At 56.3% G+C, this 23,283-nt stretch carries 19 protein-coding genes; 9 read left to right on the top strand and 10 right to left on the bottom strand.

Annotated elements, in window-relative coordinates; all coding sequences use genetic code 11:
* Positions 1 to 54: 54 nt before the first annotated feature.
* Positions 55 to 1,476 carry a PLP-dependent aminotransferase family protein gene (locus IM273_RS02690; RefSeq protein WP_193051047.1) on the bottom strand — a complete coding sequence of 474 codons (1,422 nt, stop codon included), beginning with the start codon at positions 1,474 to 1,476 and terminating at the stop codon, positions 55 to 57.
* Positions 1,477 to 1,562: 86 nt separating this feature from the next.
* On the opposite strand from IM273_RS02690, the gene IM273_RS02685 reads away from it, so the two are divergent.
* The 3 genes from IM273_RS02685 (at position 1,563) to IM273_RS02675 (ending at position 6,516) form a co-directional block, all read left to right on the top strand.
* Positions 1,563 to 2,174, top strand: a complete 612-nt coding sequence (locus IM273_RS02685; RefSeq protein WP_028012178.1) for a YitT family protein — start codon at positions 1,563 to 1,565, stop codon at positions 2,172 to 2,174.
* 76 nt (positions 2,175 to 2,250) lie between these two features.
* On the top strand, positions 2,251 to 3,321 hold the full coding sequence (locus tag IM273_RS02680; RefSeq protein ID WP_193051049.1) for a LacI family DNA-binding transcriptional regulator: 1,071 nt from the start codon (positions 2,251 to 2,253) through the stop codon (positions 3,319 to 3,321).
* A 102-nt stretch (positions 3,322 to 3,423) separates the two neighbouring features.
* The gene (locus tag IM273_RS02675; protein ID WP_193051051.1) at positions 3,424 to 6,516 is read left to right on the top strand and encodes a beta-galactosidase; all 3,093 of its coding nucleotides are present in this window, start codon (positions 3,424 to 3,426) and stop codon (positions 6,514 to 6,516) included.
* 33 nt (positions 6,517 to 6,549) lie between these two features.
* On the opposite strand, the gene IM273_RS02670 is transcribed toward IM273_RS02675, so the two are convergent.
* Complete coding sequence (locus tag IM273_RS02670) at positions 6,550 to 7,362, bottom strand: nickel/cobalt efflux protein RcnA (protein WP_193051053.1); 813 nt, start codon at positions 7,360 to 7,362, stop codon at positions 6,550 to 6,552.
* 133 nt (positions 7,363 to 7,495) lie between these two features.
* Here IM273_RS02670 and IM273_RS02665 point away from each other — a divergent pair, with 133 nt between their 5' ends.
* The gene (locus IM273_RS02665) at positions 7,496 to 7,768 is read left to right on the top strand and encodes a metal/formaldehyde-sensitive transcriptional repressor (protein WP_028012182.1); all 273 of its coding nucleotides are present in this window, start codon (positions 7,496 to 7,498) and stop codon (positions 7,766 to 7,768) included.
* Here IM273_RS02665 and IM273_RS02660 read toward each other — a convergent pair.
* Positions 7,761 to 9,326, bottom strand: coding sequence for an EAL domain-containing protein (locus tag IM273_RS02660; RefSeq protein ID WP_193051055.1), 1,566 nt, complete (start codon positions 9,324 to 9,326; stop codon positions 7,761 to 7,763). The genes IM273_RS02665 and IM273_RS02660 overlap by 8 nt on opposite strands.
* Positions 9,327 to 9,545: 219 nt before the next feature.
* On the opposite strand from IM273_RS02660, the gene IM273_RS02655 reads away from it, so the two are divergent.
* A complete protein-coding gene (locus IM273_RS02655) occupies positions 9,546 to 9,806 on the top strand; it encodes a type B 50S ribosomal protein L31 (protein WP_006176933.1) in 261 nt (86 codons plus the stop codon).
* Positions 9,807 to 9,808: 2 nt separating this feature from the next.
* A complete protein-coding gene (gene ykgO, locus IM273_RS02650; protein ID WP_003859006.1) occupies positions 9,809 to 9,949 on the top strand; it encodes a type B 50S ribosomal protein L36 in 141 nt (46 codons plus the stop codon).
* Here the strand turns inward: ykgO and IM273_RS02645 are convergent.
* Positions 9,946 to 10,656, bottom strand: coding sequence for a GNAT family N-acetyltransferase (locus IM273_RS02645; RefSeq protein WP_193051057.1), 711 nt, complete (start codon positions 10,654 to 10,656; stop codon positions 9,946 to 9,948). The two genes, ykgO and IM273_RS02645, sit on opposite strands and share 4 nt — an antisense overlap.
* A gap of 101 nt (positions 10,657 to 10,757) precedes the next feature.
* Here IM273_RS02645 and IM273_RS02640 point away from each other — a divergent pair, with 101 nt between their 5' ends.
* On the top strand, positions 10,758 to 12,218 hold the full coding sequence (locus IM273_RS02640) for a PLP-dependent aminotransferase family protein (protein WP_193051059.1): 1,461 nt from the start codon (positions 10,758 to 10,760) through the stop codon (positions 12,216 to 12,218).
* Here IM273_RS02640 and IM273_RS02635 read toward each other — a convergent pair.
* The 6 genes from IM273_RS02635 to acrA all read right to left on the bottom strand — a co-directional run bounded on the left by IM273_RS02635 (position 12,190) and on the right by acrA (position 19,027).
* Complete coding sequence (locus tag IM273_RS02635) at positions 12,190 to 12,657, bottom strand: YlaC family protein (RefSeq protein ID WP_028012186.1); 468 nt, start codon at positions 12,655 to 12,657, stop codon at positions 12,190 to 12,192. The genes IM273_RS02640 and IM273_RS02635 overlap by 29 nt on opposite strands.
* Positions 12,658 to 12,773: 116 nt before the next feature.
* Positions 12,774 to 13,325: a maltose O-acetyltransferase gene (maa, locus tag IM273_RS02630; protein WP_028012187.1), complete on the bottom strand. Its 552-nt coding sequence runs from the start codon at positions 13,323 to 13,325 to the stop codon at positions 12,774 to 12,776.
* Between the two features lie 209 nt (positions 13,326 to 13,534).
* Positions 13,535 to 13,753, bottom strand: a complete 219-nt coding sequence (locus tag IM273_RS02625; protein ID WP_008499287.1) for an HHA domain-containing protein — start codon at positions 13,751 to 13,753, stop codon at positions 13,535 to 13,537.
* Positions 13,754 to 13,780: 27 nt separating this feature from the next.
* Positions 13,781 to 14,155: an Hha toxicity modulator TomB gene (gene tomB / locus IM273_RS02620; protein ID WP_028012188.1), complete on the bottom strand. Its 375-nt coding sequence runs from the start codon at positions 14,153 to 14,155 to the stop codon at positions 13,781 to 13,783.
* A 509-nt stretch (positions 14,156 to 14,664) separates the two neighbouring features.
* Entirely contained in the window at positions 14,665 to 17,811 is a 3,147-nt protein-coding gene (gene acrB, locus IM273_RS02615; protein WP_047367620.1) for a multidrug efflux RND transporter permease subunit AcrB, read from the bottom strand.
* Between the two features lie 22 nt (positions 17,812 to 17,833).
* On the bottom strand, positions 17,834 to 19,027 hold the full coding sequence (acrA, locus tag IM273_RS02610; protein ID WP_028012190.1) for a multidrug efflux RND transporter periplasmic adaptor subunit AcrA: 1,194 nt from the start codon (positions 19,025 to 19,027) through the stop codon (positions 17,834 to 17,836).
* A gap of 141 nt (positions 19,028 to 19,168) precedes the next feature.
* Between acrA and acrR the strand changes: the two genes are divergently transcribed.
* A complete protein-coding gene (gene acrR / locus IM273_RS02605; protein ID WP_028012191.1) occupies positions 19,169 to 19,822 on the top strand; it encodes a multidrug efflux transporter transcriptional repressor AcrR in 654 nt (217 codons plus the stop codon).
* A 112-nt stretch (positions 19,823 to 19,934) separates the two neighbouring features.
* Positions 19,935 to 23,282: a mechanosensitive channel MscK gene (gene mscK, locus IM273_RS02600; protein ID WP_193051061.1), complete on the top strand. Its 3,348-nt coding sequence runs from the start codon at positions 19,935 to 19,937 to the stop codon at positions 23,280 to 23,282.
* Position 23,283 lies beyond the last annotated feature (1 nt).

The following is a 23,283-nucleotide window of genomic DNA, read 5'->3' as shown; positions in this document are numbered from 1 at the left end:
GCATATATTACAGTCAGCAGTTTTTATTTTATGATCCAGTTCAAAATTTTAATATTAAACCAGGCGGCGTTTGACTGCTGGCGTATTTGAATTTAGCGCGAGCCATAACGGTTTAATCCGCAGCAATGCCGCTTCCAGCTCCGCTGGCTCCAGCGAAAAGGGCATACGTAAAAAGCGGTCAAACGCCCCCGATAAGCCAAACCGCGTCCCGGTTCCCAGGTTAATCCCGATGATTTCTGCCCGTGCGGCAAGCTGTGTCGCCAGCATGCCAGGAAGTTCGATCCAGTAAGAGAGTCCGCCCTCCGCCTCATGAAACGTCCACTCCGGGAAATGTTCTCGCAGCAGGTTACTGCATCGATCGCGCCGTTCCGCCAGCATCTTGCGGCGAGCGGGCAGAAAACGCTCGCTGTTGTCGATAAGCCACAGCGTCGCCAGCTGCTCAAGCAGCGGCGAGCCTAAATCCAGCGTATCGCGCGTCTGGGCGAGCGTGGCGATAGTCCGCGAGGAGGCGCGGATCCAGCCGAGACGCAGCCCGCCCCAGAAGCTTTTTCCGGCAGAGCCTAGCGTAATCACGCTGGCCTGCGGGTTAAACGATGCCAGCGGTGGCGGCGGTGGCGAATCAAACCAGAGATCGACCATCGTTTCATCCACGACCAGCACCGTGCGGGTCTGGGCTGCTATATCAGCGATTGCCTGACGGGTGGCGATATCCATACATCGACCGGTTGGGTTGTGAAAATCTGGCATCAGGTAGGCCAGGCGCGGCGCGGTCTGGGCAAGCGTAGCCGCAAAGCCATCCGTATCCCAGCCCGTTTCCGGCAACGACACTCCTACTGGCCGACACTGTGCTCCCTGAATAGCGGCAATCGCCAGCGGATAGGTGGGGTGATCGACCACGACGCGATCCCCCGGTCCGGCCATCATCCGCAGCACCAGCGCGAACCCGCTGACGGCACCGTTGACCACCATCACCTCGTCTGCCCGGGTTGGAAGACCTCGCGCGGTATAGCGCGCAGCGATGGCCTCCCGTAGCGCCGGCAGCCCAAGCTGCTCGTAGCCCGTCAGCGAGAGGTGTTGAGTAATAGCCGTAAGTGCATGGGTGTAAGCCTGGTGGATCTCCGGCCCGGCGCTGAGGGCGGCAGTGGAAAGATCCAGGGCGACGCTCGCTGCGGAAAGCGTGGGAACGGCGCGTGCATCCGGGAGGATGACGCGCGACCCGCTACCGTGGCGGCTTTCAAGATAACCCTCTTCACGCAGGTGGGCGAGGGCGCTGCTGACGGTGGTTCGGCTGACGTTCAGCACCGTCGCCAGCTCACGCTCACCCGGCAGGCGCGTATGCAGCGCCAGCCGGCCATCAAGGATTAATAAGCGCAGCGCGTCGGCCAGCTGGCGCCAGAGCGGAGTGCGGGATGAAGTTTGCTGCCAGTGCCCTAAAAGGCGTACCAAAGACTGGCTTCCGAAGCGGCGTGATGACATAAGCAGTCCACTATTTAAAAACTGGACATTAATCTTAGTGCCATTTTAGGTCAGGATGAAAGTCGGGTTCACTGGAGAAGATAAAAATGGTACGTCGTCTGCTACAACTTTATGTCGGTTTAGGGCTGTATGGGCTTTCCACCGCGATGTTTATTCGTGCGGATCTGGGGGTCGATCCGTGGGATGTGTTTCACCTTGGCGTGGGAATACAGCTGGGGATGAGCATCGGGACGGTGATCATTTTGACCGGGGCTGCGGTGCTCTTACTGTGGATCCCACTGCGTCAGATGCCCGGTCTTGGCACGATCAGCAACGTGATTTGTATCGGTCTGGCGGCGGACGCCAGCATGGCGCTTATCCCCGAACTGAGTTCGTTATCCGTGCGCATCGCTTTCCTGGTGTCGGGCATCGTGATGAACGCGATCGCCACCAGCATGTACATCGGGGCCGGTTTCGGGCCTGGTCCGCGCGACGGCCTGATGACCGGCATTCACGCCCGGCTGGGGTGGTCCATTCGCAGCGTGCGTACCTCCATCGAAGTGTCCGTCCTGCTGATTGGGTGCGTGCTGGGTGGCTCGTTTGGGGTGGGAACCGTGGCGTATGCTCTGACCATTGGCCCGCTTATTCAGCTCTGTTTGCCCTGGTTCCGCCAGAAGCCGCGCGGTGAGAAAATGACTCAGCCGGAGCGGGTTGTTTAATTTGCGAAGCGCTCACATGTTTTAACGGCGTCGCTGTGCCAGAATAGACGCTTCGAAAATCGCGATGCCAGAACGCATGAAAGCAATCACTCTTTATGATGTCGCCCTCCTTGCGGGGGTTTCTTATCAGACCGTTTCCCGCGTGATTAACGACGCGGAGCACGTCTCTGCCCGCACGCGGGAAAAGGTGCAACAGGCAATGGCGGAGCTGCATTACGTCCCCAACCTGCGGGCGCAGCAGCTGGCGGGGAAACGCACCCGTACGCTGGGCCTCATCACCACCGATCTGGCGCTGCACGCGCCCTCGCAAATTGTGTCGGCGGTAAAATCCCGGGCTGCAGGGCAGGGGGCGAGCGTCCTGATTTCCATGGTGGAGCAGCCGCAGCAGTGTCAGGCGGCGCTTCAGGCGCTGCTGGCGCAGCGGGTAGACGCGCTGCTGGTAAATGTGCCGCTTGACGATCCGCACGCCGAATCGCTCAGGTCGCTGGCGATGCCCGTCCCGGTACTGTTCCTCGACGTGTCACCGTCCGCGCAGGTAAATAGCCTCGTGTTTAACGCCGAGGAGGGGGCACGCCTGGGCGTTGAGCATCTGCTTTCGCTGGGGCATCAGCATATTGCCCTGCTGAGCGGGCCGGAAAGCTCGGTCTCTGCGCGCGCGCGTCTGGCGGGATGGAAGGCGACGCTGGCGCAGGCGGGTCTTGACGCGGCTGCGGTGGCCTACGGCGACTGGAGCGCGGCCAGCGGCTATGAGAAGGGACATGTGCTGCTCTCGGGGGCGGTACTGCCGGATGCCATTCTGGTGGCGAACGATCAGATGGCGCTTGGGGTAATGCGCGCCTGTGCGGAAAAAGGGATAGCTGTTCCTGGCCAGATATCGGTGGTCGGGTTTGACGATACGGCCGACAGCGCCTGGTTTTCTCCGCCGCTGACGACCATTCGTCAGGCGTTTCGAGAGGCAGGCGAGCGCAGCGTGGAGTGGCTTCTGTCCCCCAGCGGGGGGGAGGAATGCTGGCAGGTTCAGCTGCCGGTCACGCTGGTGACCCGCCATTCCAGCGCGCGCCGCACCCCGCAGCAGGCCGAACGCGAGGATCTGGCGCAGCAGCTCAGAAGCCTGGCCCTCCTTGCCGGGCAGCTTGCCCGCAAATAAAACTTTGTGATCGGACTCGCTACCCCGCGATTGCGTGCTTTACCGTCGCCGGGTGCCAGGGCATGTTAACCAAAATTGTGAGCGCTTCGCAAAGAGGTTACTATGCCCAACACTTTATCGCTGACTCTCAGCGCCATTCTGGCCCGACGGGACTGGGAAAACCCGGGTGTCACCCAGTGGAACCGTCTGGAGGCCCATGCGCCGTTACACAGCTGGCGTCTTGAACAGCCTGCCCTGGATGATGCTGCATCCGCCAGCAGACGCTCCCTAAATGGGGTGTGGCGATTTAACTACTTTCCTGCACCCGAGCAAATCCCGGAGGCGTGGGTAACCGAAGACTGTGCGGATGCCGTTGCGATGCCCGTGCCGTCGAACTGGCAGATGCAGGGGTTTGACACGCCCATCTACACCAACGTCACCTATCCTATCCCCGTTAATCCGCCTTTTGTGCCGCAGGAAAACCCAACCGGCTGTTACTCGCTCACATTTGATGTGGATGACGCGTGGCTTCAGAGCGGGCAGACCCGCATCATCTTTGACGGCGTGAACTCTGCGTTTCATCTGTGGTGCAACGGGCGGTGGATGGGCTATTCCCAGGACAGCAGGCTGCCTGCCGAATTCGATCTCTCGACGGTTCTGCGGCGCGGTGAGAACCGCCTGGCGGTCATGGTGTTGCGCTGGTGCGACGGCAGCTATCTGGAAGATCAGGACATGTGGCGCATGAGCGGTATTTTCCGCGATGTGACGCTACTGCATAAACCCGAAAGGCAGATTGCCGATTATCGCGTGGTGACGGACCTGAATGCGGAGCTGGACCGCGCAGTGCTTAAGGCAGATGTCGCGCTGGCAGGGGCGGGCTTTGCAGACTGCGAGGTGGTCTTTACCCTGTGGCGCAAGGGTGAAAAATGCGCCAGCGTTTCCCGGCGTCCGGGGTCTGCCGTTGTGGACGAGCGCGGCAGCTGGGACGAACGCTTAACGGTGGAGATCCCCATTGACCGTCCCGCGCTCTGGAGTGCTGAAACGCCGGAACTGTATCGCCTGACGATGGCGCTTCTCGGCCCGCAGAGTGAGGTACTGGAGGTTGAGGCGTGCGATGTGGGCTTCCGCCGCGTTGACATCAGTAACGGCCTGCTGAAGCTTAACGGTAAGCCGCTGCTGATCCGCGGGGTTAACCGACACGAGCATCACCCGGAAAACGGTCAGGTGATGGACGAGGCGACCATGCGTCGCGACATCGAGATCATGAAGCAGCATAACTTTAACGCCGTGCGCTGTTCGCACTACCCGAACCATCCGCTGTGGTACAGCCTTTGCGATCGCTACGGGCTGTACGTTGTTGACGAAGCCAATATTGAAACCCACGGCATGGTGCCGATGAGCCGCCTCGCTGACGATCAGCGCTGGCTGCCCGCCATGAGCGAGCGCGTAACCCGCATGGTGCAGCGCGATCGCAATCATCCCTCAATTATCATCTGGTCGCTGGGTAACGAGTCCGGCCACGGCGCGAATCATGATGCGCTGTACCGCTGGCTGAAAACCACCGATCCCACGCGCCCGGTGCAGTACGAAGGCGGCGGGGCGAATACGGCGGCGACCGATATTGTTTGTCCGATGTACGCCCGGGTCGATTGGGATCAGCCTTTCCCGGCGGTGCCTAAATGGTCAATCAAGAAATGGATCGGCATGCCCGACGAAACGCGTCCGCTGATCCTCTGTGAATACGCCCACGCGATGGGAAACAGCTTCGGCGGGTTTGCGAAATACTGGCAGGCGTTTCGCAGCCATCCTCGCCTGCAGGGTGGGTTTGTCTGGGACTGGGTCGATCAGGCGTTGACGAAGAAAGACGAAAAGGGCAACGCGTTCTGGGCCTACGGTGGGGACTTTGGCGATACGCCGAACGATCGCCAGTTCTGCCTTAACGGACTGGTCTTCCCCGATCGCACGCCGCACCCGGCGCTGTACGAGGCGCAGCGCGCCCAGCAGTTCTTTACCTTTACGCTGGTCAGTACCTCTCCGCTGGTGATTGAGGTGCAAAGCGGCTACCTGTTCCGCCCTACCGATAACGAGGTGCTGAGCTGGACGGTTGTACGTGGCGGAGACGTGCTGGCCGCAGGTGAGGTGACGCTCGCGATAACGCCTGAAGGCGCCCGGCGTCTGGAGCTCGACCTGCCGGAGCTGAAGGCCGGGCCGGGTGAAATCTGGCTGAACGTTGAGGTTCGCCAGCCGCGGGCAACGCCGTGGTCACCGGCTGACCATCGCTGCGCGTGGGAGCAGTGGCTGCTTCCGTCTCCGCTGTTTGTCGCACCGCCAGCCTCTGCGGGCGAGCCGCCGGTTTTAACGCAAAACGATCGCATCCTGGAGGTCACGCATCGTCAACAGCGATGGCAGTTCGATCGCGCATCCGGATACCTGACTCAATGGTGGCGAAATGGCGTTGAAACGCTGCTTTCACCCGTGACGGATAACGTCAGCCGCGCGCCGCTGGACAACGACATTGGGGTGAGCGAAGCGACGCGCATCGATCCAAACGCGTGGGTTGAACGCTGGAAAGCGGCGGGCATGTACGATCTCACCTCGCGCATGCTGCACTGTGAGGCAGAGCAGCATGCGCGTGAGGTGGTGGTTACCACGCTTAATGTCCTGGAGCATCGCGGCAGGGCGCTGTTCCTGAGCCGTAAAATCTGGCGGGTGGACGAGCAGGGGGTTCTGCATGGCGACATTCAGGTCGATATTGCGTCTGATATCCCGGAGCCCGCGCGCATTGGCCTGAGCGTTCATCTCGCTGAAACGCCAGAAAAGGTTGACTGGCTGGGGCTGGGGCCGCATGAAAACTACCCGGACAGAAAGCTGGCGGCGCAGCAGGGGCGCTGGACACTGCCCCTGGCAGACATGCACACGCCGTATATCTTCCCGACGGAAAATGGTTTGCGCTGCGATACCCGCAAACTTGTGCTGGGTGCGCATCAGCTGAATGGCGTGTTCCATTTCTCAGTGGGCCGCTATAGCCAGCAGCAGCTGCGTGAGACAACCCATCATCATCTGCTGCGGGAAGAGCCGGGGTGCTGGCTCAACCTCGATGCGTTTCATATGGGGGTGGGCGGCGATGACTCCTGGAGCCCCAGCGTTTCGCCGGAATTTATCCTGCAGACGCGCCAGCTTCGTTATACCTTTAGCTGGCAGCAGACTCTTACCTGACCAGAGAGGCGGCCACCGGGCGTGGCCGCCTGCTTACGCCAGAATGCCGCTCAGGCCATGCAGGCTCATGTAAATCCCTACCACGATAATCAGCGCAGCGGAGATCCACGGCGCTTTGCGGGAAAGTTCGCTAAATCCGGGCCAGCGTTTTGTCGCGTGCTTAAGGCTTAAGGCGGCAATCGCGCCGGAAGCGACCAGCGTTAACGCCAGACCGATGCTGAAGCTGAAAACCAGCGTCGCGCCGAGCGCAAAATGCTTCAGCTGCAGGCAGATCAGCAGAACGGTGATGGACGCCGGGCAAGGGATAAGCCCGCCGGTCAGGCCAAACATCGCGATCTGTCCTGTCGTCACGTTTTGTCCGTTAAAGCGCCGGTTGATATCCTGCGCGTGCGCGCGCTGGTGGGCGTCCTGCCACTCCTCTTCAACCAGCGGGTGTTCATGGTGATGATCATGGTGGTGGTCATGGTCATGATGGTGGTGGCAATCGTGATGATGATCGTGTGGCCGGCTCTCTTTCCAGGTTCGCCACGCCATCCACAGGGCGATTGCAACGATCAACACCCCGGAGATCAGCTGGAACCAGGGTTCAGACGTATGTGCGTCCCAGCCGCGGCCAAACCATAGTCCTGCCATGGCAATGATCCAGACTACCGCCGTATGGGAAAGCGTAGCCGCCAGACCGAGCAACACCGCCTGCTTCAGCGTGCCGCGGATAGCCACGATAAAGGCAGCCATCATTGTTTTTGAGTGGCCCGGCTCCAGGCCATGCAGCGCACCGAGCAGGATAGCGCTGGGAACAAACAGCCAGGCATTACCCTGCTGCAGGAGTGAAGCAAAATCGTTCATTGAAATTTCCAGTATGGAAAGCGTGCGCAAATAGTACTCCCCCCCAGTAGGTTAATACTACCCCCCAGTAGAAAAATACTCAGGGGGAGTAGAGCGTGATATGCTTTAAAAGCCAAAACTGAGGGAGACAGAGATGTCACATACCGTTCGCGATAAGAAGATGTTATTGACTCGCCTGAAGAAAATTCAGGGGCAGAGCACCGCGCTGGAGAAAATGCTCAACAGCGATCACGAATGTGCTGAAGTGCTGCAGCAGCTGGCAGCGATCCGTGGCGCGGTCAATGGCATGATGATGCAGGTGATTGAAGGGCATCTTACCGATCATGTCGTGAAAGAGCCCGAAGAGGCGCAGCGTGAAGCCGATCTTGGCGTCGTGCTGCAGGTGATCAAATCCTATCTTAAGTAGAGCGCGTGGCGAGGTTGTTCTCTGCCCAAAGGATAAACTCCGTCTTGGGCAGCGCCTTACTGTAGAACCACCCCTGCCCATACTGCACGCCGTGGCGGTGCAGCCAGGTAAGCTGCCCTTCGGTCTCCACGCCTTCCGCCACCATTGCCAGCTGCAGCGACTTCGCCATTTCGATAATGTGCGGCGTTACGTTTTTGTACTCCAGTGCATCCACGAACGATTTGTCAATTTTTAGCGTGTCGACATCGAGATGCTGCAGATAGCTGAGGCTGGAATAGCCCGTGCCAAAATCATCAATGTAGACAGGGTGGCCCGAACGGCGAAACGCGGCGATAGCCGGCGCGCTGATTTTGGGGTCGGCAAAGCCACGCTCGGTTAACTCAAGGGCGATTTGTCGGGGATGAATCTGCCACTTATTCAGGAGTTGGCTCAGTAAAGGCGGCAGATTACCGGAGGTCAAATCGGCCGGGGCGAGGTTGATGGAGATATGCTGATCGGGGTGGAGCTGCAGCCAGTGGCCCATATCTTCAAACACTTTTTCCATAACTAACTGCGTCAGCTGCGAGATGAGGCCGGTTTGCTCGGCAAGCGGCACAAATATATCAGGCGAGAGACTGCTTCCGTCTGGCTGGGGCCAGCGCGCAAGCGCTTCTGCACCCACGATTTTTCCACTGCACAGCGCCACGATGGGCTGATAGTGAACCACAAAATCGCGGCTGTTAATGGCGTCCAGCAGGCGATTGCGCGGCGACTGGATACGTCGCAGGATCCGCAGGACAAACAGTGCCGCCAGCAGGCTTATCAGGACGCCAAACGGCAGCCAGAAAAGCAGCTGTCGGTGCCAGCTTTCAGCCAGGGGGGTGAGCGATGCCCACGTGACGACAGTAAATCCAAGCTCAGGTACCGGCTTCATCACGTACATGGAGCCCTTGTACTGAACGCTGGAGACGCCTCGATCGTTGATCCGATCGCGGATATGCGGATCAAGCGTGTTACTGCTGGCGAAAATAAGATGCGTTGCGCTTCCCACCAGAGCGGCATCAATGGCAATCGCCCCGAAAGGGATCACATCTACAAGCGAGGCAGGATCGACCAGAACAAGGTAATGGCCCTTACCGAGCACGGCCATATAGCGGTGAAAGCCAAGATCGTTCTGTGCGGTAAGCCACGCGCTGTAGCCATCTTCGGTGATACGCATGGGAGGAGGATAAGCGGCGGATTTACTCGCCTGCTCAAGCGAAGAGCAGAGGGGTGTGAGGTTGTCGATATAGATCACCTCCTGGATATAGCGCCACGAGAACGCGACCCGACGTATCTCCCTCAAATGCAGCGGACTACAGGGAACGCCCTTAAATCCCTGCAGGTGATTTAACGCTTCTTTAGCCTGATCCACGACCCTGTCGGTGCGCATCAGCACGCGAGAAGCATAGCTATCCAGCGCATCAACAAATTTCTCTTCCGCCTGGCGATGGGCAAGCCAGATGCTGAGGCAAATGGGAACCAGCACGGAAAAGATAAGTACGCCAGTCACCAGACTGACCAGATGTCGGGTTTTCATGCTGTCGTTTCCTTTCTCATATGCCCGAATCCGGACGCTGAGTTTCCTGCCTGAAGAGAAAGATTTTACCGCGAAATGAAATAGTTATAGCACGTGGGGGCAGGGTTTTCATGTTATCTAAAGCAAATCAGAAAATATCCTCAGGAGAGAGAGGGTTGTTTTTTCAACCTTGCCTGGATATTATTTTGTTATGTTATAACAAAACATAAAGGGTTTATGATGAAACCAAACATCCATCCAGCGTATCGCACCGTGGTATTCCACGACACCAGTGCCAATGAATACTTTAAAGTGGGTTCAACCATTAAAACTGACCGCGAAATTGAGCTCGACGGTGAAACGTATCCGTACATCACTATCGAGGTTTCTTCAAAATCGCATCCGTTTTATACCGGTAAGCAAAAAACGTTTTCCACGGATGGCAGCGCAGCGCGCTTCCGCAAGCGTTTTGGCGGTTTTCTTAATGCGAAGCGGGGCTAACCATGCAGGTGCTTAACTCATTGCGCAGCGCAAAACAGCGTCACCCGGATTGCCAGATAGTCAAACGCAAGGGACGCTTATATGTGATTTGCAAATCCAATCCGCGCTTTAAGGCGGTGCAGGGACGTAAAAAAAGACGCTAGACGCGCGTTTCTCGCCAGCTTTCCAGGGATCTTTTCTGTTTGCCATCGGCAGTAAAATTGTCGGTGGCAAGCCAGCCTTCAAAGGCGCTCGCCAGCGCCGGCCACTCTTTGTCGAGAATAGAAAACCAGTCGGTATCCCGGTTACGGCCTTTTATGACCAGCGCCTGGCGAAAACGGCCTTCAAACTGAAAGCCCAGACGCAGTGCCGCTTTGCGTGATGGTTCGTTCAGGCTGTTGCACTTCCATTCATATCGCCGGTAGCCCAGGGTATCGAACGCGTACCGCATCAGCAGATATTGCGCTTCTGTTGACATGGGCGTGCGGCTTAACAGCACGGAGAAGTGAACGTGTCCCACTTCCACAACGCCGTTTTTAGGATCGATCCGCATCAGGGCCAGCGTCCCGACCGGGGTCTGGGTCTGATTATCGATAACGGTAAAGTGTATCGGGTCAGATAACTCACACACGCTTGCCACCCATTCGGCAAACTCAGCGGCCGTGGCATCGGGTTCACGCAGTAGCCACGTCCAGCTCCGGGTGTCTCCGGCCAGAGCATAGGCGGAGAACAGCGCCCCGGCATGCTCCACGCGCAGCGGTTCAAGCCGACAATAATGCCCCTGCAGTACCACCCGGGACGGATGAGGTCGAGGCTGCCAGTCGGTAAGGGCTTCGCCCACAGGTTGTCCAAACTCATTGAATGTCTTCATCTTTATTTCCGTGACGTTGAGAAGAGTTCCAGATTAGAAAATTACTGGTTCCTTAAAAAGAACCACTCGGCTATGTTTTGGTGGTACCACAAGGAGATGAGATGAACATACCGGGCGATGAACTTTATACCTTGCTCCATGCTGCGCTTAAAACGCGTGGGGAAGAGACGCTCCAGCGCGCGCTCTATCTCGCTTTGCGGGAGGCCATACTGGGCGGAAGGCTTCGGTCCGGCAGCCAGCTGTCCGGCTCGCGAACGCTGGCGCAGCAGCTTTCCGTTTCACGGAACACCGTCAATGCGGCGCTGGACCAGCTCACGCTCGAAGGCTATTTGCTGCGTAACCGTCAGGGGACGCGGGTGGCGCAATTCGCCCATCGTGCCAGCCCGCGGGTTCTGACCGATCCTGAGGTCAGGCTGGCAAAACGTGTCGTCCAGCTGCCTGCGCCTGTGTCGCGCGACACCCCGGTGATGGCCTTTACGCCGGGAACGCCCGCCATCAACTATTTCCCCTTGCCGCTGTGGCGGCGATTGTACGATCGTGTCCTGCGGGAGGAGGGGAGCGCTCTGCTGGGCTATGGCGACCCGGCCGGTGAGCCGTCGCTGCGGGCAGCCATCGCCCGTCACCTTGCGCTTTCTCGCGGCATTGACTGCGACGCCAGCCAGATTGTGATAACCGAAGGGGCGCTGGAGGGCGTCAATCTGTGCACGATGCTGTTAAGCGAGCCGGGGGATGTCGCCTGGGTGGAAAATCCCGGCTACAGCGGGGCCAAAAGCGCCTTCGTCAAAACCGGCCTTGCGATGATCGGCATACCGGTGGATGACGAGGGAATGTGCTGGGAAGGGTTGCATGCGCCTTCACCTGCGCTCGTTTTCACTTCGCCGTCGCATCAGTTTCCTTACGGGAGCGTGCTCAGCGCGCGGCGGCGTCTGGCGCTGCTGGAACTGGCCCGCCAGCACAAGGCCTGGATCATTGAGGACGATTACGACAGCGAGTTCCGCTATGTCGGCGAGCCCGTACCGGCGATGCTGGGCATGGTCAACAACGCGCCCGTTGTGTATCTGGGGACGTTCAGTAAAACGCTGTTTCCGTCGCTCCGAATGGGGTTCATGGTGTTACCGCCAGCGCTGGCGAAAGCGGCGCGTCCGGCCATCGGCTCGCTGCTGCGCGGCGGGCATCGCGCAGAACAGCGCACCCTGGCGCTGTTTATCGAGGAGGGGCACTATGCCCGTCATCTTGCCGCCATGCGTCGCCTGTATCGTAAGCGTTACCGCCAGCTACGGGAGGTGCTGAGCGCAGAGCTTTATACTCCGCACCGTGTTCTTGCCGGTGAAGGGGGAATGCACCTGACATTGGCGATTGACGGTATCGACGACCAGCGGCTGGTGGAGAAAGCGAGGGCATTTCAGCTGGCACCCGCTGCGCTGAGCGGCTATTACCTGGAGACGAAGCAGGGGCAAACCGGCCTGGTTTTAGGTTACGGCAACACCTCTGCTTCGCAGTTTGCGCCGGGTATCCGACGCCTGCAGGCGTTAATTACGCAGCAGCAGGGCGGGAAAGGGTAAAAACATCATAAAAAGAGAGCTGGCCTTTCGTTGCGACCATTTTCTGCAGCTTCTCTTTGTGCACGGTTTCGACAGCCGGAGAGTGCAGGATGCTGTCGATAAGCTCATTTGGCACAAAACGCGTGTTGTACCATTCGCCGTTGTAGCAGACCCGGAAATCGAGGACGTCGATATCTTCGTAACGGTAGCGGGGATTCACGTCGAAAAAGAAAAAGGCGTTAAACACGACAAACAGCACCACCAGCAGCCAGACGGAGTCCACCAGCGTTTCGGACTTCAGCATGACAATCAGCGTCGCCAGCCAGGCGGCATACATGGCAACAAACAGCCCGGGATGTTTGCGGATAAAGCTAATGCTAAAGCGCGGGCGATTGTCTCGCTTTTCGCGGTGGTTAAGATCGTCGATGGTAGCGGTAAGCAGGCGCTGTATCTCGGTCATTTTTGGCCTTTTGAGAGTTGACAATACAGGGTATCTGCCAATTTTAGGGGAGCCATCCGGCTGAAAAAAGTAACAGTCGGGCGCTAAAAGACCATAACAGTTGGCTCCCCGGATCGTTACAGCGTTTTGATGATTTTCGCCGGGTTGCCGCCTACGACGACGTTAGCCGGCACGTCTTTCGTCACGACGGCACCGGAAGCCACAACCACATTATCCCCGATGGTGACGCCTGGGTTAATGACCGCACGTCCACCAATCCAGACATTATTGCCAATGGTGACGGGCTTACCAAACTCCACTCCGCTGTTACGTTCTTGCGCATCCAGCGGATGGGTGGCCGTATAAATATGAACGCCCGGCGCGAGCATGCAGTTGTCGCCAATATGTACAGGGCAGACATCCAGCATTACGCAATCGAAGTTGGCGTAAAAGTCTTTGCCCAGATAAATGTTATATCCATAGTCACAGCGGAAGCTCGGCTCAATATACGCCCCTTCGCTTTGTCCCAGCAGTTCCGCCAGAATGTTCTGGCGTTCTGTTTTTTCGTCAGGCGCGGTGTGGTTATAGCGGTGAAGCAGATGGCGCGCCCGAAGCCGGTCGGCGCGTAACGTCTCATCACCAGGGCGGTAATGTTCACCTGAAATCATCTTCTGTTTTTCTATGCTCATCGGAAACCTCTCTGGATGTTATTCCTGAAGGGTAATCGCAACAGGCGTTAAGGGGAACGTTCCCGGAAGGCCGATGTGACCACAGTCACAACATTGTTGCTGATGAGCGCGTTTAACACGGAGACCTGGCTTTCGCGCAGGGAGCATAACGGGACAGGTGAATACAGCTTATAACGTGGCGTAGAACCTCTACAGACACACTTCAAAGATTAACGGACAAATTTCCATACAGAAGTAGGGATTTTGTCATACAGCTTATTCATCGTTAGCTCTGCAAGGCGATGGTCAGCGGCTGAATAAAATACCGCCAGTTCATTATCAGAAAGCTCGTATTTATTCTTTTCAATGACGCGTTCAAGGGTGTCAATTGACTGACAACGTCGTAAGCGCATCAAATAATCGATTTTTGTGAGTGGTTTATCAGACATAAATTCACCTTAGTAATTGTAATAATTTTAACAGGAAAGACTAACCGGGTTAGCTCTGCTCACGTTGACGAAACAGCGGAATAGCCGGTTTCCCGATTTACGCCATTTTTGCAAATCCTGAGTGTTAATGCCGTAACTGCTGAACAACATAAAGGTGTCGTCCAGGTATTCATCAATTTGCTCAATGAGCTTATTATCTTCATTGTACTTAATTTTATAATTAAGTGCGAAGGTAGCGATATGCTCTATCAGCTCATTCAACTGTAAATTGATGGCAGACGTTGGGTCATTTACCCAGCCATGGTTGCTTTCATCAAGATTGGCAAGGCAGTCATGGTACAAGGATTCGCAGAGAAATTTCAACTGCGCGATATCATGCCTTTTTGGCGAGTACTCGTCCATAGCGCATCCCCTTCTGAGTGATTTCTTACTCACCGAACATCATTGTCGGGATGGATACATCTGACTTAGCTACATGAGCGCTGTGTTCCTGATAACCTAACTATAAGCCACTCCTTCCTGGATTTCACCGCGCTATTACGAAAAATTACAAATAAAACCGCAGGCTGCGAGCGTCTACGCAAATGTTCATCCGAAACTGAACTTTTTTATCAGGATTAACGATAGTTTTTTCGCTTCCTTACGTTTCATTGGCTTAGCTTACAGCCATAAGAAAAGTTCACATCCGGAGTTCCGTTTGTCTTAACTTTTAATTAGGAATATTCCTAACAACTTAAGCAGGGAAATAGATTTAAAAAAATCCTGAGTTCACCTATTAAGTTATCAGTTAATTATGATATGTCTGTTTAAGATGGCAGAAAATAAATAGGACCTCAATAAGCTTATTTTATGATTTTTTCTGAAAATGAAAAAGGCCGCAAATGCGGCCTTTTTATTATATGAAACCGGTATCAGTGAGGTTCTACCGAATGACTGTGCTCAACATCTTCATTCTTCCGGCTGAAGCGGCGGCGCACCACCACGAAGAACACCGGGACGAAGAAGATAGCCAGTACGGTCGCGGTGATCATACCGCCCATTACACCTGTACCGACCGCGTTCTGCGCACCGGAGCCTGCACCGGAGCTAATAACCAGCGGCATTACGCCGAGGATGAACGCCAGAGAGGTCATCAGGATTGGACGCAGACGCATACGCACCGCTTCCAGCGTCGCCTCAATAAGGCCTTTACCCTCTTTCTCCATCAGATCTTTGGCGAATTCAACGATAAGTATCGCGTTCTTCGCCGACAAGCCAATGGTTGTCAGCAGGCCTACCTGGAAGTACACGTCGTTGGTCAATCCACGGAACGTTGCCGCAAGCAGCGCACCAATAACCCCGAGTGGAACCACCAGCATAACGGAGAACGGAATTGACCAGCTCTCGTACAGCGCCGCCAGACACAGGAAGACCACAATCAGTGAAATGGCGTACAGGGCAGGGGCCTGGTTACCGGACAGACGTTCCTGATAGGACATACCGGTCCAGTCATAGCCGATACCCGCAGGCAGTTTGCTGGCCAGCTCTTCCATCAGGTTCATGGCTTCACCGGTGCTTCGGCCCGGTGCGGCCTGACCCAGGATTTCCATCGACGGCAGACCGTTGTAACGTTCCAGACGCGGAGATCCGTATTCCCAGTGTGACGTTGAGAAGGATGAGAACGGCACCATCTGACCGTTGCTGCCGCGAACGTACCAGTTGTTAATATCGTTCGGCAACATACGGTACTGCGCTTCGGACATGACGTACACTTTCTTCACGCGACCACGGTCGATGAAGTCGTTGACGTAGCTACCGCCCCATGCCGCGCCCAGCGTGGTATTGATGTCGCTGATGGACACGCCCAGCGCCTGCGCTTTTTCCTGATCGATGTTGATCTTATACTGCGGCGTATCTTCCAGTCCGTTTGGACGTACGCCGACCAGCAGGTCAGGGTGTTTAGCCACTTCGCCGAACAACTGGTTACGCGCCTGCGTCAGTTTCTCGTGACCCAGACCGCCCTGGTCGATCAGCTGGAAGTCGAAGCCGGTCGCCGTACCCAGTTCAACAATCGCTGGCAGGTTAAAGGCGAAGACCATCGCATCTTTAATCTGCGAGAAGGTGCCCATGGCACGGCCCGTGATCGCTTCAACTTTATTCTCATCGCCCGGACGATCCGCCCAGTCTTTCAGAGAAACGAAGGCGATACCGGTGTTCTGACCACGACCCGCAAAGCCAAAGCCGTTAACCGCAAACACGGATTCAACGTTCGCTTTCTCTTTGGTGAGATAGTAGTCCGTCACTTCGTCCAGCACCTTCTGGGTACGCTCTTGCGACGCCCCTGCCGGAAGCTGTGCCATCGTCAGGAACACGCCCTGGTCTTCATCTGGCAGGAACGAGCTAGGCAGACGAACGAACAGGAACGCCATCCCCACTACGATGATGATATAGAGCAGCAGATAACGACCGGTGCTGCGCAGGATATTGCCCACGCTGTCGGTGTAGTGGTGCGCGCTCTTATCAAACATGCGGTTAAACCAGCCGAAGAACCCTTTATGCTCGCCGTGACCGCCTTTCTGAACTGGCTTCAGCATGGTGGCACACAGCGCTGGCGTCAGGATTAACGCTACCAGTACCGACAGCGCCATCGCGGAGACGATGGTAATGGAGAACTGGCGGTAAATCGCACCCGTAGAGCCCCCGAAGAAGGCCATCGGGATAAATACCGCGGACAGCACCATCGCAATACCGACCAGCGCGCCCTGGATCTGGCCCATAGATTTACGGGTGGCTTCCTTCGGCGGTAAACCTTCTTCCGCCATCACGCGCTCGACGTTCTCTACTACCACGATGGCGTCATCCACCAGCAGGCCGATGGCGAGCACCATCCCGAACATCGTCAGGGTGTTTATCGAGAACCCAAAGGCTGCAAGGATGGCAAAGGTCCCCAGCAGAACGACCGGCACGGCGATGGTTGGGATCAGCGTCGCGCGGAAGTTTTGCAGGAACAGATACATCACCAGGAACACCAGGATGATCGCTTCTACCAGCGTTTTAACCACTTCGTGAATCGAAATTTTAACGAACGGCGTAGTGTCATACGGATAAACGATTTTCAGGCCTGACGGGAAGAATGGTTCCATCTTCTTCAGTTCCGCACGGATCGCCGTCGCGGTGTCCAGGGCGTTCGCGCCTGTCGCCAGTTTGATACCTAGACCGGACGCCGGTTTACCGTTAAACTTCGCGATGATGTCGTAGTTCTCACCACCCAGCTCAACCCTGGCCACGTCGCGCAGACGAACCTGCGAACCGTCCTGGTTCACCTTCAGCAGAATTTTGCTGAACTCATCGGCGGAGGTCAGACGGGTTTGCGCGATAATGGACGCGTTAAGCTGCTGGCCTTTCACCGGCGGCGTACCGCCTAGCTGACCGGCTGCCACCTGGGCGTTCTGCGCTTTAATCGCGTTAATCACGTCAACCGGCGTCAGCTGGAAGTTGTTCAGTTTGTTCGGATCCATCCAGATACGCATCGCGTACTGGGAACCGAACAGCTGAACGTCACCCACACCGGACGTACGGCTGATGGCGTCCTTCATGTTAGCGCCCACGTAGTCGGAAATATCCTCCTGCGTCATGGTGCCGTTGGTGTTAATCACGCCGACAACCATCAGGAAGCTGCTGGACGATTTCTCGACGCTCACACCCTGCTGTTGCACTTCCTGCGGCAGAAGAGGCATTGCCAGCTGCAGTTTGTTCTGGACCTGAACCTGCGCAATGTCCGCATCCGTACCGGATTCAAAGGTCAGGGTGATCTGAACCGTACCGGTGGAGTCACTGTTTGAGGACATGTACATCAGGTTATCGATACCGTTCATGTTCTGTTCGATAACCTGAGTCACGGTATCCTGCACCGTTTTCGCATCAGCCCCCGGGTAGGTTGCGGAGATCGTTACCGCCGGTGGCGCAATCGTTGGATATTGCGCAACAGGCAGCTTCAGGATCGCAAGTCCCCCGGCCAGCATGATGATAATGGCGATCACCCACGCAAATATGGGGCGATCGATAAAGAAATTAGGCATGTCTTAACGGCTCCTGTTTAAGTTAAGACTTGGTTTGTTCTGACTGGCCAGCGGCCGAAGCTTGTTGTTTATCGTCAGATGTCACTTCCTGTGCTTTTACCTGCGCGCCAGGACGTACTTTTTGCAAACCAGTAACAATCACGCGATCGCCATCTTTCAGACCTTCCGTCACCAGCCATTTATCGCCAATCGCCTGCGTGGCGGTGATATTGCGCGTTTCGACTTTGTTATCTGCACCAACAACCAGTGCGCTCGCATCGCCGCGTGGCGTACGGGTCACACCCTGCTGTGGAACAAGAAGTGCGGTTGGATTCGTTCCTTCTTCCAGACGCGCGCGAACGAACATACCCGGCAGCAGATTTTTGTCAGGGTTCGGGAAAATCGCACGTAAGGTGATGGAACCGGTGGTCTGGTCGACCGTCACATCAGAGAATTCCAGAGTACCTTCCTGCGGGAACTTGATACCGTCGTTGGTAACCAGCTCCACTTTGGCTTTGCCGTTTTCCTGTTTCAGGGTGCCGTTAGCCAGCTCCTGTTTCAGGCGCAGGAAATCGTTGCTGGACTGCGTCACGTCAACGTAGATCGGATCAAGCTGCTGCACGGTAGCCAGCGCAGTGGTCTGTCCGTTCTGCACCAGTGCCCCTTCCGTCACGGCAGATTTACCAATACGACCGCTGATAGGGGAGGTCACTTTGGTATAGGCCAGGTTAATGCGTGCAGTTTCGACAGCCGCTTTGGCTGCTACCACGGCCGCGTTAGCCTGCTGGGCATCTGCCAGCGCGGTATCGTAATCCTGTTGGCTGATGTACTTCGTGCCGAGCAGTTTCTGATAGCGGTTCAGCGTCAGCTGAGCGATTTTTGCCGCCGCTTGTGCTTTAGCCAGGTCACCTTTCGCGCTTTCATAAGAAGCCTGATAGGTCGCGGGATCAATCTGATACAGAGACTCACCGGCCTTCACATCGCCGCCTTCGGTAAAGTTACGTTTCAGGATAATGCCGCTAACCTGAGGACGCACTTCCGCAATGCGGTAAGCGTTTGTACGGCCTGGTAATTCTGTGGTGATCTGCAGAGGTTCAGATTTGAGTGTCACAACGCCGACTTCTGGCGCCTGCTGAGCTCCTTGTTGAGCCGGTTTGTCGTCACATCCTGTAAGCGCTAAGCTGCCTGAGAGCATCAGAACGACCGCCAGAGGCGTTAACCCTCTGTTTTTGTTCATATGTAAACCTCGAGTGTCCGATTTCAAATTGATCAAGGGTCCTGAGTCTAAAAACCCATTGCTGCGTTTATATTATCGTCATGCTATGGTACATACATTCACAAATGTATGTAAATCTGACTCCTGTAAATTCACCCACCTATGGCACGAAAAACTAAACAACAAGCGCTGGAAACCCGACAACACATTCTGGATGTGGCAATACGTTTGTTCTCTCAGCAGGGTGTTTCTTCTACCTCGCTGGCGCAAATTGCTCAGGCTGCCGGTGTGACGCGGGGAGCGATTTACTGGCATTTTAAAGACAAGTCAGATCTGTTCAGTGAAATCTGGGAGCTTTCAGAGTCCAGCATTAGCGATCTCGAGAGTGAGTATCGGGCAAAATTCCCTGACGATCCACTCTCAGTATTAAGAGAAATATTAGTATATATCCTTGAAGCAACGGTAGTTGAAGAGCGTCGCAGATTAATGATGGAAATTATTTTCCATAAATGTGAGTTCGTGGGCGAGATGGCGGTGGTGCAACAGGCGCAGCGCAGCCTCAGCCTCGAGAGCTACGATCGTATCGAACAGAACCTGAACCTGTGTATGCAGGCAAAGCTGTTACCGGCCAATTTACTCACCCGCCGGGCGGCCATCCTGATGCGCAGCTACATTTCAGGTCTGATGGAAAACTGGCTTTTTGCGCCGCAATCCTTTGACCTCAAAGAGGAAGCCCGCAGCTACGTGGCGGTTTTACTGGAAATGCTACAGCTCTGCCCGACGCTGCGCAGCAACGCGCCTTCGCTCACGGCCTGAGTCCTTCCAGGATTTATCTCAGAGGCTTACGTTCTCGCTATTCTGCTTCCGACGAGCGTGATATTCTTCACGCCGGACTATTTTCGGTCATCTGCTGACATCATTCACAACTATGCTGCCCATCAATCGCTCGCAACATCCTGTATTTGCATTGCTCTTTGCTATGCTGTTTTTCTTCGCCACGGCGCCGCTGACCTGGGCCCGCGCCGACAACAGTAACGATATCCCCACGCGCGCTGATGTTCAGTCGCAGCTCGACACGCTGAATAAACAAAAAGAACTCTCTCCTCAGGAAAAACTGACGCAGCAGGATCTGACGGAAACGCTGGAAACGCTGGATAAAATTGAACGCGTTAAGGCTGAAACTGCACAGCTTCGTCAGAAGGTGGCGCAGGCGCCGGAGAACATGCGTAAGGCCACGGAAGCGCTAAGCGCACTAAGCGACGTCGATAACGACGATGAAACGCGCAAAACGCTCTCCACGCTCTCCTTACGCCAGCTGGAATCGCGCGTCGCGCAATTGCTCGACGATCTGCAAACCGCACAGTCTGACCTCGCGACCTACAACAGTCAGCTCGTCTCCCTGCAAACCCAGCCCGAGCGCGTGCAAAACGCGATGTACGCCGCGTCTCAGCAGCTGCAGCAGATCCGCAACCGCCTGAACGGCACGACGGTAGGGGAGGGCACGCTGCGCCCGACCCAGCAAACCCTGCTGCTGGTTCAGCAGTCGCTGCTCAATGCGCAAATTGAACAGCAGCGTAAAAGCCTGGAAGGGAATACGGTGCTGCAGGACACGCTCCAGAAGCAGCGTGATTACGTGACGGCGAATATTAATCGTCTGGAGCATCAGCTTCAGCTGTTGCAAGAGGCGGTAAACAGCAAACGCCTGACCCTGACGGAAAAAACCGCTCAGGAAGCCGTCTCGCCGGACGAAACTGCCCGCATTCAGGCCAACCCGCTGGTGAAACAGGAGCTTGAAGCTAACCACCAGCTCAGCCAGCGCCTGATACTGGCGACGGAAAGCGGCAACTCGCTGGTTCAGCAAAATATCAAAGTGAAGAACTGGCTGGATCGCGCGCTGCAGGCGGAACGCAACATTAAAGAGCAGATCGCGGTTCTGAAGGGCAGCCTCCTGCTGTCGCGTATTCTCTACCAGCAGCAGCAGACGCTGCCGTCTGCCGACGAGCTGGAGGACATGACCAACCGCATTGCGGATTTACGTCTGGAACAGTTTGACGTCAACCAGCAACGCGATGCCCTTTTCCAGAGTGATGCCTTCGTCGCCAAAATTGAAGAGGGGCACTCCAGTGACGTAAACCCGGAAGTGCATGACGCGCTGCTCCAGGTGGTGGATATGCGCCGTGAACTGCTGGACCAGCTCAATAAACAGCTGGGCAACCAGCTGATGATGGCGATTAACCTGCAGATCAACCAGCAGCAGCTGGTCAGCGTGTCAAAAAGCCTGCAGGAGATTTTGACGCAGCAGATTTTCTGGGTGAACAGCAATAAGCCGATGGACTGGGACTGGATTAAGTCCTTCCCGGAGACGCTGAAAACGCAGATTAAGAGCATGAAAATCACCGTGAACTGGGAGAAAGCCTGGCCTGCGGTAATGATTGCTTTCCTGGCGGGCTTACCGCTGCTGCTGATTGCTGGTCTGATCCGCTGGCGTTTGAAATGGCTGAAACAGTACCAGGCGAAGCTGGCCTCGGAAGTGGGGCAACTGCGTAACGACAGCCAGCTCCATACGCCAAAAGCGATTCTGATCGATCTCATTCGCGCGCTGCCGGTGTGCCTGATTATTCTGGCCGTGGGCCTGATTCTGCTCACGATGCAGCTTAACGTCAGCGATCTGCTCTGGGCGTTCAGTAAAAAACTGGCGCTGTTCTGGCTGGTATTTGGCGTGTGCTGGAAGGTGCTCGAAAAAGACGGCGTGGCGGTGCGTCACTTCAACATGCCTGCGCAGCTGACCAGCCACTGGCGTCGCCAGATTGTGCGCGTCAGCCTGGCGCTCCTGCCGCTGCACTTCTGGTCGGTAGTCGCTGAGCTTTCCCCGCTGCATCTGATGGATGATGTGCTGGGTCAACTGGTCATTCTGCTCAACCTGCTGCTGATTGCGATCCTGATGTGGCCGATGTGCCGCGACAGCTGGCGTGATAAAGAGTCCCATAATATCCGTCTGGCCACCGTGACGGTGCTGGCGATCATACCGCTGGCGCTGATGGTGCTTACGGCAACGGGCTACTTCTACACCACGCTGCGCCTGTCCGGGCGCTGGATCGAGACGGTCTATCTGGTTATCGTCTGGAACCTGCTCTATCAGACCGTGCTGCGCGGTTTAAGCGTCGCGGCCCGCCGCATTGCTTACCGTCGTGCCATTGCGCGTCGTCAGCATCAGGTGAAAGAGGGGGCCGAAGGCGCGGAGCCGCAGGAAGAGCCGACCATCGCGCTGGAGCAGGTTAACCAGCAGACGCTGCGTATCACCATGCTGGTGATGATCGCGCTGTTTGCGGTGATGTTCTGGGCGATCTGGTCTGATTTAATTACCGTCTTCGCCTATCTCGACAGTATTACCCTCTGGCAGTACAACGGTACCGAAGCCGGCGCGGCGGTGATGAAAAGCGTCACCATGGGCAGCCTGCTGTTTGCGCTGGTGTCGTCGGTGGTGGCCTGGGCGCTGATTCGTAACCTGCCGGGTCTGCTGGAAGTGCTGGTGCTCTCAAGGCTGAACCTGCGCCAGGGGGCGTCTTACGCCATCACCACCATCCTGAATTACGTCATCATTATCGTCGGGGCGATGACGGTATTCGGCTCGCTGGGCGTCTCGTGGGATAAACTCCAGTGGCTGGCGGCGGCCCTCTCGGTCGGTCTTGGTTTTGGCCTGCAGGAGATCTTCGGTAACTTTGTCTCCGGCCTGATTATCCTCTTCGAACGTCCGGTGCGTATCGGCGATACCGTCACCATCGGCACGTTCTCCGGGACCGTCAGCAAGATCCGAATTCGTGCGACCACCATCACCGACTTCGATCGCAAAGAGGTGATCATCCCGAACAAAGCGTTCGTGACCGAGCGTCTGATCAACTGGTCGCTCTCTGATACGGTGACGCGCGTGGTGATCCGCCTGGGCGTAGCCTATGGATCGGATCTGGATAAGGTGAAAGAGGTGCTGCTGAAGGCGGCGTCTGAGCATCCGAAAGTGATGCACGATCCTGCCCCGGCTGTGTTCTTCACCACCTTTGGGCCGAGTACGCTGGATCACGAGCTGCGTTTATACGTGCGCGAGCTGCGCGACCGCAGCTACACGGTGGATGAGCTTAACCGCTCTATCGATCGCCTGTGCCGTGAAAACGATATTAATATCGCCTTCAACCAGCTTGAGGTTCACCTGCGTAACGAGAAAGGTGATGAGCATACGGAAGTGAAGCGCGACATTAAGGGCGACGACCCGACTCCCGCTTAAT

Source organism: Enterobacter cloacae complex sp. P13B (assembly GCF_014895915.1).
Taxonomy (GTDB): Bacteria; Pseudomonadota; Gammaproteobacteria; order Enterobacterales; family Enterobacteriaceae; genus Enterobacter; species Enterobacter bugandensis.
This window is presented reverse-complemented; position numbering and strand designations above follow the sequence as displayed.